At 66.0% G+C, this 497-nt stretch carries 1 protein-coding gene; it reads left to right on the top strand.

Going from position 1 to position 497, the window contains the following annotated elements; all coding sequences use genetic code 11:
• Positions 1-497 (top strand): S-layer homology domain-containing protein (locus H6B51_RS17295; protein WP_204884823.1); only part of this gene is annotated, 497 nt, incomplete at both ends.

The raw sequence follows: 497 nt of genomic DNA, 5'->3' as shown, positions 1-497 counted from the left end.
GAGCCGTCCATGCTGGAAGGCCTGCCGTCTGCGCCGCCGAGCGCCGCGCCAATGGTCGGCTCCTTTACCGATGTGCGGACAAACAACTGGTTTGCAGGCGCGGTGGAGTACGTGGTGAATAACGGCCTCTTTTCCGGCGTGTCGGACACCTCGTTCGCGCCCAATGAACCTGTTACCCGCGGTATGCTGGTGACGGTGCTGTGGCGGGCCGCGGGCGAGCCTTCGGCAAGTGCAAGCGCCTTTGCGGACGTACCGGCGGATGCGTGGTACGCCAGGGCGGTGGCATGGGCGAACGCCAACGGCATTGTACAGGGCTATGACGCCTCCACCTTTGCCCCGGACGACCGTATCACCCGCGAGCAGCTTGCCGCCATTTTCCAGCGGTATGCGGGCTTTAAGGGTATGGAAACTTCCGGGCGCGGCGACCTGTCGCAGTTCGGCGACACGGGCGCGCTGTCAAACTGGGCGCAGGAGGGCGTGTCCTGGGCGGTCGGCGC

This window comes from Pseudoflavonifractor phocaeensis (assembly GCF_016901955.1).
Lineage (GTDB): Bacteria > Bacillota > Clostridia > Oscillospirales > Oscillospiraceae > Flavonifractor > Flavonifractor phocaeensis_A.
This window is presented reverse-complemented; position numbering and strand designations above follow the sequence as displayed.